We start from the raw sequence: 16137 nt of genomic DNA, 5'->3' as shown, positions 1-16137 counted from the left end.
TCAAGGCGTTCAAGGTAACACAGGTGCTACCGGCGCTACTGGACCTCAAGGTGCTCAAGGACCAGCAGGGGCTACTGGCGCTACTGGTCCTCAGGGTGCTCAAGGTAACACGGGTGCTACTGGTGCTACCGGACCTCAAGGACCTCAAGGTAACACAGGTGCTACCGGCGCTACTGGACCTCAAGGTGTTCAAGGACCAGCGGGCGCTACCGGCGCTACTGGACCTCAAGGTGTTCAAGGTAACACAGGTGCTACCGGTGCTACCGGCGCTACTGGACCTCAAGGTGCTCAAGGACCGGCGGGGGCTACTGGTGCCACTGGACCTCAAGGTGTTCAAGGTAACACAGGCGCTACTGGTGCTACTGGACCTCAAGGCGTTCAAGGTAACACAGGTGCTACCGGCGCTACTGGACCTCAAGGTGTTCAAGGACCAGCGGGCGCTACCGGCGCTACTGGACCTCAAGGTGTTCAAGGTAACACTGGTGCTACTGGTGCTACTGGTGCTACCGGACCTCAAGGCGTTCAAGGTAACACTGGTGCTACCGGCGCTACTGGACCTCAAGGTGTTCAAGGTAACACTGGTGCTACTGGTGCTACTGGACCTCAAGGTGTTCAAGGTAACACTGGTGCTACTGGTGCTACTGGCGCTACTGGACCTCAAGGTGTTCAAGGACCAGCGGGCGCTACTGGCGCTACTGGACCTCAAGGTGTTCAAGGTAACACTGGTGCTACTGGCGCTACTGGCGCTACTGGCGCTACTGGACCTCAAGGTGTTCAAGGTAACACTGGTGCTACTGGTGCTACTGGCGCTACTGGCGCTACTGGACCTCAAGGTGTTCAAGGTAACACTGGTGCTACTGGTGCTACTGGTGCTACTGGCGCTACTGGCGCTACTGGCGCTACTGGACCTCAAGGTGTTCAAGGTAACACTGGTGCTACTGGTGCTACTGGCGCTACTGGACCTCAAGGACCGGCGGGGGCTACCGGTGCCACCGGACCTCAAGGCGTTCAAGGACCAGCGGGCGCTACCGGTGCTACGGGACCTCAAGGTGTTCAAGGTAACACTGGTGCTACTGGCGCTACTGGCGCTACTGGACCTCAAGGTGTTCAAGGTAACACTGGTGCTACTGGTGCTACTGGCGCTACTGGACCTCAAGGTGTTCAAGGTAACACTGGTGCTACGGGCGCTACCGGCGCTACTGGACCTCAGGGTGCTCAAGGGCCAACGGGTGCTACTGGTATAGGAGTTACCGGACCTACTGGACCTTCTGGTGGGCCTCCTGGACCTACGGGACCTCAGGGACCTCAAGGTAACACTGGTGCTACGGGTGCCACTGGACCTCAGGGTGTCCAAGGTAACACGGGCGCTACCGGTGCTACGGGACCTCAAGGTATTCAAGGGCCAACAGGTGCTACTGGTATAGGAGTTACTGGACCTACTGGGCCTACTGGACCTAGCTTCCCTGTAGCAACAATTGTTGTAACAAACAACATTCAACAAACAGTACTCCAATTTAATAACTTCATTTTTAATACTGCAATTAACGTAAACAACATTATCTTCAACGGCACAGATACAGTTACTGTTATCAACGGTGGTATTTATGTAATTAGCGTATCCATCTCTACAACTGCACCAGGATGTGCGCCACTTGGAGTAGGAATTTCAATAAATGGAGCAGTCGCAACTGACAACTTCTCTTCAAATTTAATAGGCGACTCACTTTCATTCACTACAATCGAAACGTTAACTGCCGGCGCAAACATTTCTGTCCAATCTACTCTTAACGAGATTACGATCCCTGCAACAGGAAACACTAACATTCGTCTAACTGTATTTAGAATCGCTTAAATTTCACTATTTATTGTTTATGGCAAATAAAAAAAGAGCGAGAAACTCGCTCTTTTTTTGTTATGTACAATAATTTATTACTACTCTAATTCAATTGAAACATTTTTTTGTGGTACGAATGTAGAAATTGCATGTTTATAAATAAGCTGTTGCTTACCTTCTGTTTCCAGTAGGACTGTAAAATTATCAAATCCTTTAATTAATCCACGAAGCTGGAAACCATTTAATAAGTACAGCGTAACAAACGTATTCTCTTTACGGAGTTGATTTAAAAACTGATCTTGAATATTGATTGATTGCTTCATGTCGAATCCTCCTCTTTTTCTCTACTTACTATTATTCGACTTTAGTTGTAGCTTTCCTTCTATGTATCGTAAAATTTCTGACGTTTTTTCACCGTCTGTAACATCAAACCATGTGACATCCATCTTATTACGGAACCACGTTAATTGACGTTTTGCATAACGACGTGAATTCGTCTTTAATTGTGATACCGCTTCTTCTAAAGAGACACGATCCTCAAAATAATCATATATCTCTTTATACCCAATCGCTTGAATAGATTGACAATCTCGTATCCCTCGATTATACAACCCTTCTACTTCTTCTAATAAACCTTGGTCCATCATTATATCAACTCGTAAGTTAATGCGATCGTATAGCATTTCACGATCCATTGTCAAGCCAATTAAGGAAACATCGTATAATAACTCGTTTTCTTGTTTTTCAAGTTGATTACTCATTTTTTCACCCGTCGTGTGGAAAATTTCTAACGCCCTAATGACACGGCGTACATTATTTGCATGAATACGCTCAGCGCTTTCTGGGTCTACTTCCTGTAATTTCTTATGTACATATTCCACACCACGTTCTAATGCTAACTTTTCCATTTGTTCTCGGTATATAACATCACCAGCATCATCCGTAAACTGATAATCGAATAAAACAGATTGTATATACAGACCAGTTCCACCAACGATAATCGGCAATTTACCACGCTCTGTAATCTCGCGAATATGCTTACGAACACGTTCTTGAAATTCGGCAACTGAAAATGATTCTTCCGGATTTTTTATATCAACCATATAATGTGGAATTCCGTCCATCTCTTCTTTCGTCACCTTTGCGGTTCCAATATCCATCGTACGATAAATCTGCATGGAATCTCCACTTATAATTTCACCATTTAACGCTTTGGCAAGATCAATACTTAACTTCGTCTTCCCAACAGCAGTTGGTCCAATGATGACAGCAACTTTTTCACGTTGCAATTCTCCCATATCATTCAACTCTCTTTATGTAATGTACTCCATCTATTGATTATATCCAATCTTACCAATTTTAACGACATGATTGCAAGTTCTTTCATTACGGTACATGAAATTATAAATAAAAAAGAACATAGTTTGTCCAATTCCGCATATACATGATTAAAAATACCTTCGAGAGGATGAGTTAACTATGAAACAATCCACTATCAATTTTTCATCTTTGACAAAAGACCTTATTTTAGCTACTGCTACAAAAGAACACAATTGTTCACAAGAAGAATTATACTTCGCCTTAAATTGTTTACTACGTTCTTTTCATTCTACTCTCCAAGAAACAACATTACATCTAGAAAATAAAGATACAGAGTATATACAGAACCAATTTTGCAGTGCATATAAAATTATTACAGGTAAAACTATTTACCCTTTTCAATAATCCATAAAAGGCGGTTGCTTACATACTTTCAAGCAACCGCCTTTTATATTAATACATATACACTACTCTATCACTTTCACTTTTACAGATTTGCGCCCCCAGCTATTCGCACTACCATCTGAGCCAACTAAAACATCAATACGATTTCCTTTAATCGCCCCACCAGTATCTCCAGCAATCGCTTCTCCATATCCTTCTACCCATACTTTTGATCCAAGTGGAATTACTTTAGGATCAACAGCAATTACTTTCATATTTGGATTCGCTGTTAAGTCATGCCCCATTGCAGTTAATACACGACCACCATACGAACCATTCTCACTCGGATCTGCTGTATATGCTGTCGCTTCTACCGTTATTTCACGTCCACCAGCAGGTGCACTTGTTTCATTAGATTTCGCAACTTGTTTCGTAGTTGACTGCTGTTTTGCCACAGGTTTACTTGATTCTACATTCTTAACAGATTCTTTACTCTTAACTACTTTATTACTTTTAACCGGCGTATTTACTCTTTCCGGCGCTTCTTCTTGCGTTACAACTTCTTTCTTTTCAATTACAGGTGCCGTCCCTGTTAAAAATGGCACATGAACATATCCTGTTTTTCCATTATAGTCAAATTGCAACCATTCATTTTGAACTTGATTTGTCGTTTCAATTACATCATTTTTATTCAGTTTACCAATAATTTCTGATTCAGTATTCGCTCCAGCGCGAACATTTAACACACCCGCCGTCACATAATATGTACTTTTTGTAAATTCAGCACTTACAAACGCTTCTTGACCATTTAATTTAATTTTTGTCCATCCGTTTTCTGTATTTACAACATCTAATTTATTTCCACTTAACATTTTACCGACAAGCTTAGACTCTACAGTTGGGTTTTCTCTAACATTTAATACGTCTGTTGTTACAATCGTTTCGGCTTTCGCAGAACCTGCAAAAATCCCAAGACCAAAAACTGCCGCCGTTGCTATACCTAATAATTTTTTCATGAATAGCCTCCATTTGCTTTGTTTTCGTATTTTCATTATAGCAACAGATTTTTAGGATTTTTCGAAATCACACAATTACAAACCATTCGTAATATGCGATTAATGAGTTGTAACATAAATTTCCATATTAATGAATCCCATTTCTAATAGAACCTTCAATAGTTTTCATATATTTTCCACATACAAGCACCAGAATTTTTTTCCAGAAAAAATTACAGTATTACTTTTTTGTTACAAAAAAATCATATTTCATTACATCTTTTACCAAAATTCATCATTCTCCAATTATTAACCTTCTTTTTTGTAATAAAAGGGAGCAGCTAATAAAAACTACTCCCTTTACACGTATTATTTAACTTTCTTTTTCCAAATCCCCATCATAAGAGCAGAAACAACTGCCCCTATCAATATCGAGAAAATATATAACACTGGTTTATTTACTAAAGCGATAACAAACAATCCACCATGCGGTGCCGGTAATGTAATTTGGAATAACATTGATAATGCACCTGCAATACTTGAACCGACAACACAACTAACAATTACCCGAACCGGATCTGCTGCTGCAAATGGAATCGCACCTTCTGTAATAAACGATGCCCCCATAATATAATTTGTTAAACCAGATTTACGCTCTGCTTCAGTAAACTTTGATTTAAAGAATGTTGTTGCGAATGCAATCGCTAATGGCGGTACCATACCACCAGCCATAACTGCTGAGTGTACACCAAAGTTCCGCGCTTCTATTGCCGCAATACCAAATGTAAATGCTGCTTTATTAATTGGACCACCCATATCAATCGCCATCATAGCACCTAAAATAAGACCTAGTAATATAGCATTTGTACCGTTCAAACCGTTTAACCATCCTGTTAACATTTCATTCAATGCTACTACAGGCGGAATTACTACTTTTTGCATAACAACTCCTGTAATCAACAATCCAAAGACCGGGTATAACAATACAGGTTTAATTCCTTCTAACTGCACTGGTAATCCTGAAAATAATCTTTTTAGCCCTAATACAACATATCCGGCTAAGAAACCAGCAATTAATCCACCTAAAAATCCAGCATTCGCATGTGCCGCTAAAAATCCTCCGACAACACCAGGCATAAAACCAGGACGATCAGCAATAGAACTAGCAATAAATCCTGCTAAAATTGGTACAAGGAATAGAAATGCCCCTGTTCCCCCTCCTCCAATAGACATGAACAATTCAGCTAAAGGACCTTCTGCTTTTATACCACCAAACGAAAACGCTAGCGCAATTAAAATCCCGCCACCAACAACGAATGGAAGCATATTACTTACGCCGTTCATTAAATGCTTATAAATTCCTAATCCTTTTTCTTTCTCCGTATTTTCTACCTTTCCATCCTCTTTTACACCTTTAAAGATTGGTGCATCTTGTTTTACAGCCCGATTAAGAAGCGTCTCCGTTTTTCTAATCCCATCAGCGACTGGCACTTGAATAACATGTTTCCCAGCAAAACGGTTCATTTCTACTTGTTTATCTGCCGCAACAATTATAGCCGTTGCGCGTTCAATATCCTCTTTCGTTAAACCGTTTTTTATACCTGTTGATCCGTTCGTTTCAACTTTAATTGCGATTCCTAGCTCTGCTGCTTTTGCTTTCAAGCTATCTGCAGCCATATATGTGTGAGCGATTCCAGTCGGGCAAGCTGTAACAGCTAATACATACGGTTCATTCCCTTCTGGTTTTGCAACTTCAACCTCTTCTTCTTCTTTTTCTTTTTCTTTTTCATCAAATAAACGAAGAAGTTCTTCTTCATCCTTTGCTTCTAACAATTGCTTACGAAACTCTTCATCCATTAATAGTGTAGATAGGCGTGATAACGTTTCTAAATGTGTATTATTCGCCCCTTCACTTGCAGCAATCATAAAAAATAAATGCGCAGGTTGTCCGTCAAGCGATTCATAGTTGATACCGCTTACACTTCTACCAAAACAAATCGCTGGTTGCTTAACAGCTTTTGTTTTCGCATGAGGTATAGCAATTCCTTCACCAATGCCGGTTGTACTTTGTGACTCCCGCTTTAAAATAGCTTCTTTAAATTCAGCTTTGCTATTTAAACGATTGGCCCCGTTTAATTTCTCAACTAACTCATCTATGGCAGCTTCTTTATTTGAAGCTGTCATATTCATAATAACTGTATCCCTTTTTAATAGTTCTGTAATTTTCATATGTGCTTCCCCCTATCGCTTAGTTACAATTACTTGCGACAATAATTCTTCTACTTTTTCCTTTTCACATAAATCGGCTGAAAATGCTGTTGCACTCCCTGTTGCAACGCCATATTGAAATGCCTTTTCAATATCTTTTGTCTGTTCATATCTTCCTACAAATCCCGCAACGAGAGAATCTCCAGCCCCAACCGAATTAATTACAACACCTTTTGGAATAGTTGCTTCATATATACCTTCTGCCGTAAATAATAAAGCCCCATCTCCGGCCATTGATACGATAACATGCTCTACACCTTGTTCAACTAATTTTCTTCCATATGGTAAAACATCTTCTACTGTGGAAATCTCTACTCCGAATAACTCACCAAGTTCATGATGATTAGGCTTTATTAAAAATGGTTTATTTTTAACTACATGCTGCAAGGCACTACCACTTGCATCTACTACTACACGAATGCCTTTTTCAGCTCCGAACGCTGCGATTGATTGATAAAAAGTAGTTGGGATAGACGCTGGTACACTTCCAGCTAGTACAACACAATCTCCCTGCTCCATACTTTCAATTTGTTTCATTAATTGTTCAAATTGTTCCTTAGTCACACTAGGACCTTGTCCATTTAATTCTGTCTCTTCTCGTCCTTTTATTTTCACGTTAATTCGAGTATCTTCATTTACTTGGATGAAGTTTGTTATTACACCTTCTGTCTGTAATACATCTTTAATAAATCGACCGGTAAATCCACCAGTAAATCCAAGCGCTACATTTTCCACACCTAAACGATGAAGAACGCGAGAAACATTAATTCCTTTTCCTCCAGGAAACTTCATATCTTTCTCCGCTCGATTTACTGCGCCTAAATCAAGGGAATTAACTTGTACTACATAATCAATAGATGGATTTAAAGTTACTGTATAGATCATTGTTTATCAGCCTCAATTACATTGGTTTGTCTTTTATATTTTTCTAAATCAATTTCTAAATGGTTTGTAATAATATTTGCCTCTTCCACATTGGCAATTTTCGCAAACGCCACTTCCGAAAACTTACTTTCATCAATTAAGAAATATCCTTCATTTGCTAATGCTAATGCCATTTGCTTTAAAAATGCCTCTTCTGGATCTGGTGTTGTAAAACCAAGCTGTTCATGTACACCATTCGCTCCTAAAAAACATTTATCAAAACGATACTTTTGCATACTTTCCTGCGCCATTGCACCGATTAAAGCTTTCGTCCTACTCTTCATCATTCCGCCTAGTAAATATGCACGAATATTATTTTCAACTAAAGCTTCAATATGCATAAGTCCATTCGTAACAACGGTAACATCTTTATTTATTAAAAATGGAATCATTTCAAATGTTGTACTTCCTGCATCTAAATAAATGCAATCACCTTGTTCCACAACGTTAGCCGCATACTTCGCAATTTGTTGTTTTATTTGAATGTTTTTGGATGATTTTTCAACCATCGTTGGCTCCTGTCCTTTGCCTGTTAAAACAGCTGCACCACCGTGAACTCTTTTTAATAACCTTTGTTTTTCCAATTGCGCTAAATCACGACGAATTGTTGATTCAGAGCTTTCTGTTATTTCTACTAATTGTTGTAATTTAACAACCTTCTGCTCTTTTACAAGTTGCAATATCATTTGATGACGTTCAGGAGTTAACATTTTATTCACCTCTTCTTTGATTACAGTATAATGAAAACGATCACAAAAATCAACCACAAACATTCATAAATAATCAAAAACAGTCATTAACAGTTATAAACAACAAAAAAGAAACCCATTGGATTGTTATATCAAATGGGTTCCTTTACTCGCTTCACTTATAGGGAAGCTTTATATATGCTTAAAACATCGTCTTTATTTAATTTTTTAAAGTTACCAAATTCGCCATAAGCCATCGCTTTATCCGCCATTACATCAATTTCATTTTCTCCAATAGCATAATCAGATAACGTTACTGGTGCCTCAATTGAAGTCCAAAATTGACGTAACGTCTCAATTCCTTCTAACGCAATTTCTCGATCAGTCTTTCCATCTGTTTCCACATCGAATACACGAATAGCGAATTGTTTAAAACGACTTACATTTTCATCTACAACATGCTTCATCCAGTTCGGGAATAAAATCGCAAGGCCACCTCCGTGTGGTATATCATGAACCGCAGAAACTGCGTGCTCAATATTGTGTGTTGCCCAGTCTCCTTTTACTCCCATCGCTAAAATACCGTTTAGCGCCATAGTACCGCAGTATAAAATAGTTTCTCTATGCTCATAACTTTCTAAATCACTTAAAAGCTTAGGAGCGGTTTCAATTACTGTTTTTAAAACAGACTCACAATAACGATCTTGTAATTCTGTATTTGTTCCATGATGGAAATATTGCTCTAATACGTGCGACATAATATCTACCATACCGTAAATTGTTTGATCCCTCGGCACAGACGCAGTATGGGCCGGATCTAAAATTGAAAACTGCGGGAAAGTAACTGGGCTACCCCAGCCATATTTTTCATTCGTTTCCCAGTTTGTAATGACAGAACCAGCATTCATTTCAGATCCTGTTGCTGCAAGCGTAAGTACAGTACCAAATGGTAATGCCTCACTAGCAAAAGCTTTTTTCGTTACAATATCCCACACATCTCCATCGTACTTACTACCAGCAGCAATTGCCTTCGTACAGTCAATTACACTTCCTCCACCAACTGCTAAAATAAATTCAACACCATTCTCTTTACAAATTTGAATTCCTTTCTTTACAGTCGACACACGCGGATTCGGTTCAACGCCTGTCAATTCAAATACTTCTGTATTTATATCTTTTAAAATAGAAATTATATTATCATAAATACCGTTTCTTTTAATACTGCCTCCCCCGTATACGAGAAGAACTTTTTTACCGAACTGTGGAATTTCAGTTTTCAACTGTTCTAATTGATCTTTACCGAAAATAAGTTTCGTTGGATTACGAAATACAAAATTTTGCATATCCCTTTACCATCCCTTCTATATGAAAAGCAACTATACTTTTGTATACCATATTTTTTTCATTTTACAAAAATATTTGCCTAACGAAAAAATCCCAGCCTATAGGCTGGGATTTTTTATTGATAATAAGGTGAGATCATTAAGTAAACAATAACACCAGATAAACTTACATATAACCAGATCGGCATCGTCCAACGTACAATTTTACGATGACGTGTTAATTGATTTGTAAAACCAAATACAAGTGCAAATAATGCAAGTGGCACAATAATTGCTGCTAGGATAATATGTGTAATTAAAATGATGAAATACACATATTTAATGAATCCTTCTCCACCAAAATGTGTTGCCGGCGCTAAGTAATGATACGATAAATAAGAAACACAAAATAGCAATGTCGTCGTAAATGCTGCCAGGATGAAACCACGGTGCATTTTCACATTCTTCTTAATAATAGAGTATAGAGCTGCTAATAAGAATACGAACGTAAAGCTATTAAAAATTGCATTTAACATTGGTAAAATCGTTACATCAAAATGTACTTCTCCTTCATAGCCAACAGGTCCAAAGAACAAAAATAAAATAATCGCATTTACAATTACAGAAAGCGTTATCACAATAGGAGCATAGCTTTTCTGATTTGTTGATTGATCCACCAAAATGGTCACTCCCTCTTCCTTCAAATATGTATACGTAACCTCACTATTTTAACATACTATTCACAGTGTAAATGTGACAATAGTTTGACACAGCAAGACAAAACAAAGAAAAAAAACCCTTCTTAATAAAACTTCTTAAGAAGGATTTTATCGCTTTATTATTCAAATAGCAATGCGATTAGTTTTTGTTAAAAAATGTATCGCTATATGCTTGAAAAATTTCAGACACTTGATATCCCATTAAAGAAATTGCTGTTAATGAAAAGAAACCAATCATAAGAAATCGAAACCACATATAAATCTCCTCCTTGTATTTAGCTTAAAAAACATTCGCTATATTACAAGTTGAGTGGCACTCTTCATCGTCACTTTCCTTTTTCTTTACAATTGCTGTAATAAATCGAATCATAAAGAAAAATACAAAAGGAAATTGTTCGTAATTTACCTTGGCATAGTTCAGCAACGGCTCGCGTTGCATATCGAACGGGGATGAGAAGGAATAGAACATACCTTGCTCTTCCATATATACAATTACAATTTTCATACAAAATATGATTCCTAGAAACGAAACAATATCTTGCCATTCTGTCGTATATAACAGGTTATACAGCTCTAATACGTAATCTTCCATCGTCATCCCCCCTTCCTTTTTTACCATTCTGCTCGCCTTCGTATAAAAAGTCAAGAAAAAAGTTTATATTCACTATGACAATAGTAATTACTCATTTCTATGATTATATATGATTCTTTTATAGCAATGATTGGGTGTAACTCTCTTCGAAAACAAGAAATTAGAATCGAACAGATTCCTCATTCTTACTTGTAGTATTCGATACTGTACTATTTTTATTTCTATTAAAAATAAAATAAGAAAGTATTATAAGAACAGTAACAAGCATCGTCAAAAGTGCTTGTGAACGTAAAGATTCAATTGCAAGCATCGCAACTAAAACTGCTATAATAGCGGCAATTGTAACATACGTTACATACGGGAAAAACCACATTTTCACTTTCAAATTTTGTTGTTCTACTTTCCCCATTTTTTTACGGATCTTTAAATGCGAAACAGCTATAACGAGATAAACGAGTAACGCAATTCCACCAGATGCATTGACTAAAAATAAAAAGACTTTATCTGGAGATATGTAACTAAAAACAACTCCAATATAAGCGAAGAACGTTCCGAATAAAACGGCCCGAACTGGAACACCACTACTATTCAATTTCAAAAATGCCTTTGGAGCATCTCCTCTTTCTGCCATTGAAAAAAGCATTCTTGAGTTCGTATATAAACCAGAATTTAAACAAGAAAGTACAGCTGTTAAAACGATAAAATTCATAATTTGTGCTGCCGCTGGTATCCCTATATGTTCCAGTACCGCTACAAACGGACTTTTTAGTATGTTCGCTGAATTCCATGGAAGAAGTGTAACAACTACAGCAATAGATCCAATGAAAAATACGAGAATACGCCAAATTACACTATTTGTTGCTGTTTTTACTGCTTTTACAGGTTCAGCAGATTCTCCAGCAGCTACTGCAACAATCTCAGACCCCATAAATGAAAATATAACGACAGTAATTCCAAGTAGCACCGAACTTATACCGTTTGGCATAAATCCTCCTTGTCCTACTAAATTCGAAGTGCCAGGTGCTTCCGTTCCTGGTACAAACCCTAAAATAACAGCTAGTCCAAGACAAAGGAACAAAACGATACTTATTACTTTAATAAAAGAAAACCAATATTCAAACTCTCCAAATGATTTCACCGAAAAAACATTCGTCAATGTTAATAAAATCGTTAATATTAGGCTTAATAACCAAAGCGGGATTTCTGGAATCCAGTATTGAATAATACCAGCACCTGCTGTGGCTTCTATTGCAATAACAATTACCCAGAAAAACCAATATAGCCACCCAATTGTATAACCGGCCCATGGACCAATTGCTTCTCTTGCATATGTTGCAAATGACCCACTTGTCGGGTTAATAGCTGCCATTTCCCCAAGCATTCTCATAACGAAAATAACAAGAAGTCCTGCTAATGCATATGAAACGATAGAACCTGGTCCGGCTGAATGTACAACCGCCCCACTTCCAACAAACAAACCAGCTCCTATTACGCCACCAATTGAAATCATTGTAATATGGCGTATTTTGAGGTCTTTCTTAAGATTTTTTTCCAACTCTTGTACATCCCCTTCCAAACGTAATTTTGAAATTTATCCCGCATTAACGGGGAGGGCTAATAATCAGCGGGGATGAACAAAATCCCCACTGATTAAAGTTTCACTTTATGTAAGAGTATTATGTGAAAAACCTTGTCCTATACTTTAAAATATATCAAAATATTCTGAATTTAACAATTGTAATGCAAACTCCTACAAAAATTATTTCATTAAGTTTAACAATTTCCCATATACAATTGTTGAGAAAATTATAGTTACCTTACAAAAGAATGAATTTTCAGATATTATTAAATAAACAAGATTATACATCTAGACAACTTTTTGTATAGGAGTGTTGATATGTTAAACAAGTTCAAATTCATTTGTTGTACGTTAGTAATTTTTTTACTGTTACCACTAGCCCCCTTTCAAGCACAAGCAGCAAACAATTTAGGATCAAAACTACTCGTTGGATACTGGCATAACTTTGATAACGGTACTGGCATTATTAAATTAAGAGACGTTTCACCAAAATGGGATGTAATCAATGTATCTTTCGGGGAAACTGGTGGTGATCGTTCTACTGTTGAATTTTCTCCTGTGTATGGTACAGATGCAGAATTCAAATCAGATATTTCTTATTTAAAAAGTAAAGGAAAGAAAGTAGTTCTTTCAATAGGTGGACAAAATGGGGTCGTTTTACTTCCTGACAATGCTGCTAAGCAACGTTTCATTAATTCCATACAATCTCTAATCGATAAATACGGTTTTGATGGAATAGATATTGACCTTGAATCAGGTATTTACTTAAACGGAAATGACACTAATTTCAAAAGCCCAACTACTCCTCAAATCGTAAATCTTATTTCGGCTATTCGAACAATCTCAGATCATTACGGTCCCGACTTTCTATTAAGCATGGCTCCTGAAACAGCTTATGTTCAAGGCGGTTATAGCGCATACGGAAGCATCTGGGGTGCATATTTACCGATTATTTACGGAGTGAAAGACAAATTGACATACATTCACGTTCAACACTACAACGCTGGCAGTGGCATTGGAATGGACGGTAATAACTACAATCAAGGTACTGCAGACTACGAGGTCGCTATGGCAGATATGCTCTTACATGGTTTTCCTGTAGGTGGTAATGCAAACAACATGTTCCCAGCTCTTCGTTCGGATCAAGTCATGATTGGCCTTCCTGCAGCACCAGCGGCCGCTCCAAGTGGTGGGTATATTTCTCCAACTGAAATGAAAAAAGCTTTAGATTATATCATTAAGGGCATTCCTTTCGGAGGAAAGTATAAACTTTCAAATGAGAGTGGCTATCCTGCATTCCGCGGTCTAATGTCTTGGTCTATTAATTGGGATGCAAAAAATAACTTTGAATTCTCTAGTAGCTATAGAACATATTTCGATGCGATTCCCTTGCAAAAATAATAAAAAACAACAATAGGTTTTATATGACCTATTGTTATTTTTTATTTACCACCAATTAACATCTCTCGTTCATCAGAATCAAATTAAGAATCATGATGTGGAATTGAATACATTAGTTACTATTTTGCTTCAATACAAATACTGAAAGTTCAGGTACACTCAAAAATCTCACAGGCATTCGAGTTGTCCCAATCCCACGATTTACGTATAAATGTAATGGCTTATTCTTTCCTTCTAATTCATACATACCTTCAACATGACTCTCAGCTAGTTTTGTCGTAATGAATGGACCGATAAAAGGGATTTGAACTTGTCCTCCGTGACTATGGCCTGACATTTGAAAATCAACTGGGTAACGTACTATTTTGTCTACAACATCCGGCTCATGTACTAATAACATATTGAAATCTTGTTGCCTTACATGTTTTAAAGTCGAGTCTATTTGCGGCTTACCTAATAAAAAATCATCCAAACCTGATATTGTAATATATTTGCCGTTTTCCGCTTTAATTTTCTGCACTTCATTGACTAACACAGCGAAACCAGCTTCCTCCATATATTTTTTATAAAATAAACTACCTCCGCCGCCCCTATCATGATTCCCAAACACTGCATATTTCCCTAAGGGCGCATGTATTTTTTGTAAAATCCCTTTCGCTTCTTCTCTTTCAGCTTTGTACGATCCAAACTTATCTATTAAATCCCCTGTGAAAACTACTACATCTGGACTTAATGCATTCATCTTCTCCACCAAATTTTCTAATTGTTTCAGTGTGAATTCTGGTCCTAAATGTACATCTGAGAACTGTAATATTTTTTTATTATGAAACTCTTTAGGAATTGTAGAAGCTTCTATTTCATTCCACGTAACTGTTACTAGTTTTCGTTCTATTTCTGTCGCATAGAAATACAAACTTATAGAAATCATTACTACACTTACGAAACTGATTATAGATATCTTGACGATTGATTTTTTTTGTTCTTCTTTTACGTGATACGTATTCATGTTCTCACCTCTAGAAGTACTTTAAAACCTTATTGTTACATTCATGTGACAACACGAACAATGTTAGTTATATTCAATTCCAGTCCTGCTCACTTTGACAAATTTATACAGAAATCATAACATATTTTTATAATACATAGATTCTTAAAAATGTTCCATTTATTCTTTTATCATTTTATTAAGGAGAGATTATTCATGTCTGTATTTACACCAGAAGAAATCACGGAACTTGCTGCTAATTCCGGAAGAAAAAAAGCTCATTTATCATTACTCCCTATGCTAATTCTCGGTTTTTTTGGCGGTGCTTTCATAGCATTAGGGTATTTACTCGATATTCATGTTATTGGAACAATGCCAAAAGCTTGGGGATCATTTACTAGTTTTCTAGGTGCCGCTGTATTCCCTATCGGTCTTATACTCGTTATTCTTGCAGGCGGTGAGTTAGTAACTGGCAATATGATGACCGTTTCAATGGCGTGGCTTCATAAAAAAATCGACTTATTTCACTTCATTCGAAATTTAGTTATTGTTACGTTTAGCAACTTCATAGGTGCTGTATTCGTTGCTTATTTTTTCGGTCATGTCGTCGGATTAACAGAGGGAGCTTTTTTAGCAAAAACAGTTTCTATTGCGCAAGCTAAACTACAAGATACACCACTACAAGCCTTCATTTCTGCAATCGGATGTAATTGGCTCGTTTGTTTAGCTGTTTGGCTTAGTATGGGAAGTAAAGAATTTATCGGAAAGATTATCGGCATTTGGTTCCCAGTTATGACTTTTGTTGCGATTGGATTTCAACACGTTGTAGCAAATATGTTTGTCATCCCAGCTGCAATTTTTGCTGGCCATTTAACATGGATTGAATATTTTCCAAACTTCATTTTTGTTTTCTTCGGAAACTTAGTGGGAGGTATGTTATTTGTGGCATTACCTTATTTCATATCTTATAATAAGAAACTACCTTCCAATAAAGAGCAAACCGAATTAAAGAAAAAATCTGTATCCGCTTAAATGAACCGTCTATATAGACGTATCTAAAAAATATTACAAATTCCATTTTTTTTACGAATATATGTGCGTACACTTGTTCTCGAATGTTTTATA

The 16137-nt window shown here is 37.4% G+C and carries 15 protein-coding genes; 4 read left to right on the top strand and 11 right to left on the bottom strand.

The window, feature by feature from the left end:
- Positions 1–1852, top strand: a 1852-nt coding sequence (locus tag ACTFRS_RS16955) for a Gly-Xaa-Xaa repeat protein (RefSeq protein WP_440024634.1), incomplete at its 5' end; no start/stop codon positions are given.
- 80 nt (positions 1853–1932) lie between these two features.
- Here ACTFRS_RS16955 and hfq read toward each other — a convergent pair.
- Together hfq and miaA are read right to left on the bottom strand one after the other, a co-directional pair.
- On the bottom strand, positions 1933–2157 hold the full coding sequence (gene hfq, locus ACTFRS_RS16950; RefSeq protein WP_000813896.1) for an RNA chaperone Hfq: 225 nt from the start codon (positions 2155–2157) through the stop codon (positions 1933–1935).
- 21 nt (positions 2158–2178) lie between these two features.
- Entirely contained in the window at positions 2179–3132 is a 954-nt protein-coding gene (gene miaA, locus ACTFRS_RS16945) for a tRNA (adenosine(37)-N6)-dimethylallyltransferase MiaA (protein WP_139867090.1), read from the bottom strand.
- Positions 3133–3313: 181 nt separating this feature from the next.
- Between miaA and ACTFRS_RS16940 the strand changes: the two genes are divergently transcribed.
- Positions 3314–3559 (top strand): hypothetical protein, encoded by a 246-nt coding sequence (locus tag ACTFRS_RS16940; protein WP_139867087.1) that lies wholly within the window; start codon positions 3314–3316, stop codon positions 3557–3559.
- Positions 3560–3621: 62 nt separating this feature from the next.
- On the opposite strand, the gene entD is transcribed toward ACTFRS_RS16940, so the two are convergent.
- The 8 genes from entD to gabP all read right to left on the bottom strand — a co-directional run bounded on the left by entD (position 3622) and on the right by gabP (position 12602).
- Positions 3622–4554, bottom strand: coding sequence for a cell wall-binding protein EntD (gene entD / locus ACTFRS_RS16935; RefSeq protein ID WP_139867085.1), 933 nt, complete (start codon positions 4552–4554; stop codon positions 3622–3624).
- Positions 4555–4902: 348 nt separating this feature from the next.
- The gene (locus tag ACTFRS_RS16930; protein ID WP_440024636.1) at positions 4903–6762 is read right to left on the bottom strand and encodes a PTS fructose transporter subunit IIABC; all 1860 of its coding nucleotides are present in this window, start codon (positions 6760–6762) and stop codon (positions 4903–4905) included.
- Positions 6763–6774: 12 nt separating this feature from the next.
- A complete protein-coding gene (gene pfkB / locus ACTFRS_RS16925; RefSeq protein ID WP_139867081.1) occupies positions 6775–7686 on the bottom strand; it encodes a 1-phosphofructokinase in 912 nt (303 codons plus the stop codon).
- The gene (locus tag ACTFRS_RS16920) at positions 7683–8435 is read right to left on the bottom strand and encodes a DeoR/GlpR family DNA-binding transcription regulator (protein ID WP_139867079.1); all 753 of its coding nucleotides are present in this window, start codon (positions 8433–8435) and stop codon (positions 7683–7685) included. The genes pfkB and ACTFRS_RS16920 overlap by 4 nt, the downstream gene beginning before the upstream one ends.
- 158 nt (positions 8436–8593) lie before the next feature.
- Positions 8594–9757 (bottom strand): iron-containing alcohol dehydrogenase, encoded by a 1164-nt coding sequence (locus ACTFRS_RS16915; protein WP_139867077.1) that lies wholly within the window; start codon positions 9755–9757, stop codon positions 8594–8596.
- Positions 9758–9873: 116 nt separating this feature from the next.
- Complete coding sequence (locus tag ACTFRS_RS16910; protein WP_000228316.1) at positions 9874–10416, bottom strand: DUF420 domain-containing protein; 543 nt, start codon at positions 10414–10416, stop codon at positions 9874–9876.
- Between the two features lie 319 nt (positions 10417–10735).
- Positions 10736–11074 (bottom strand): hypothetical protein, encoded by a 339-nt coding sequence (locus ACTFRS_RS16905; protein ID WP_440024639.1) that lies wholly within the window; start codon positions 11072–11074, stop codon positions 10736–10738.
- Between the two features lie 133 nt (positions 11075–11207).
- Complete coding sequence (gene gabP / locus ACTFRS_RS16900) at positions 11208–12602, bottom strand: GABA permease (RefSeq protein ID WP_074608257.1); 1395 nt, start codon at positions 12600–12602, stop codon at positions 11208–11210.
- A gap of 342 nt (positions 12603–12944) precedes the next feature.
- Between gabP and ACTFRS_RS16895 the strand changes: the two genes are divergently transcribed.
- Positions 12945–14027, top strand: a complete 1083-nt coding sequence (locus tag ACTFRS_RS16895; protein WP_139867075.1) for a chitinase — start codon at positions 12945–12947, stop codon at positions 14025–14027.
- Positions 14028–14139: 112 nt separating this feature from the next.
- Here the strand turns inward: ACTFRS_RS16895 and ACTFRS_RS16890 are convergent, their stop codons facing one another.
- Entirely contained in the window at positions 14140–15033 is an 894-nt protein-coding gene (locus ACTFRS_RS16890; RefSeq protein WP_061183104.1) for a metallophosphoesterase, read from the bottom strand.
- 195 nt (positions 15034–15228) lie between these two features.
- Here ACTFRS_RS16890 and ACTFRS_RS16885 point away from each other — a divergent pair, with 195 nt between their 5' ends.
- The gene (locus ACTFRS_RS16885; RefSeq protein ID WP_000110523.1) at positions 15229–16044 is read left to right on the top strand and encodes a formate/nitrite transporter family protein; all 816 of its coding nucleotides are present in this window, start codon (positions 15229–15231) and stop codon (positions 16042–16044) included.
- The last annotated feature ends 93 nt before the right edge of the window (positions 16045–16137 follow it).

The sequence above is a fragment of the Bacillus cereus group sp. MYBK139-1 genome (assembly GCF_051916915.1).
In the GTDB taxonomy this organism is placed as follows: domain Bacteria; phylum Bacillota; class Bacilli; order Bacillales; family Bacillaceae_G; genus Bacillus_A; species Bacillus_A pacificus.
Note: the sequence above shows the minus strand (reverse complement) of the source record. Positions and strands in the feature narration are given on the sequence as shown.

Bases quoted from the DNA above. Each gene is read 5' to 3' on its own strand.
- hfq (WP_000813896.1), bottom strand. From the start codon at position 2,157: ATGAAGCAATCAATCAATATTCAAGATCAGTTTTTAAATCAACTCCGT.
- miaA (WP_139867090.1), bottom strand. From the start codon at position 3,132: ATGGGAGAATTGCAACGTGAAAAAGTTGCTGTCATCATTGGACCAACT.
- ACTFRS_RS16940 (WP_139867087.1), top strand. From the start codon at position 3,314: ATGAAACAATCCACTATCAATTTTTCATCTTTGACAAAAGACCTTATT.
- entD (WP_139867085.1), bottom strand. From the start codon at position 4,554: ATGAAAAAATTATTAGGTATAGCAACGGCGGCAGTTTTTGGTCTTGGG.
- ACTFRS_RS16930 (WP_440024636.1), bottom strand. From the start codon at position 6,762: ATGAAAATTACAGAACTATTAAAAAGGGATACAGTTATTATGAATATG.
- pfkB (WP_139867081.1), bottom strand. From the start codon at position 7,686: ATGATCTATACAGTAACTTTAAATCCATCTATTGATTATGTAGTACAA.
- ACTFRS_RS16920 (WP_139867079.1), bottom strand. From the start codon at position 8,435: ATGTTAACTCCTGAACGTCATCAAATGATATTGCAACTTGTAAAAGAG.
- ACTFRS_RS16915 (WP_139867077.1), bottom strand. From the start codon at position 9,757: ATGCAAAATTTTGTATTTCGTAATCCAACGAAACTTATTTTCGGTAAA.
- ACTFRS_RS16905 (WP_440024639.1), bottom strand. From the start codon at position 11,074: ATGGTAAAAAAGGAAGGGGGGATGACGATGGAAGATTACGTATTAGAG.
- ACTFRS_RS16895 (WP_139867075.1), top strand. From the start codon at position 12,945: ATGTTAAACAAGTTCAAATTCATTTGTTGTACGTTAGTAATTTTTTTA.
- ACTFRS_RS16890 (WP_061183104.1), bottom strand. From the start codon at position 15,033: ATGAATACGTATCACGTAAAAGAAGAACAAAAAAAATCAATCGTCAAG.
- ACTFRS_RS16885 (WP_000110523.1), top strand. From the start codon at position 15,229: ATGTCTGTATTTACACCAGAAGAAATCACGGAACTTGCTGCTAATTCC.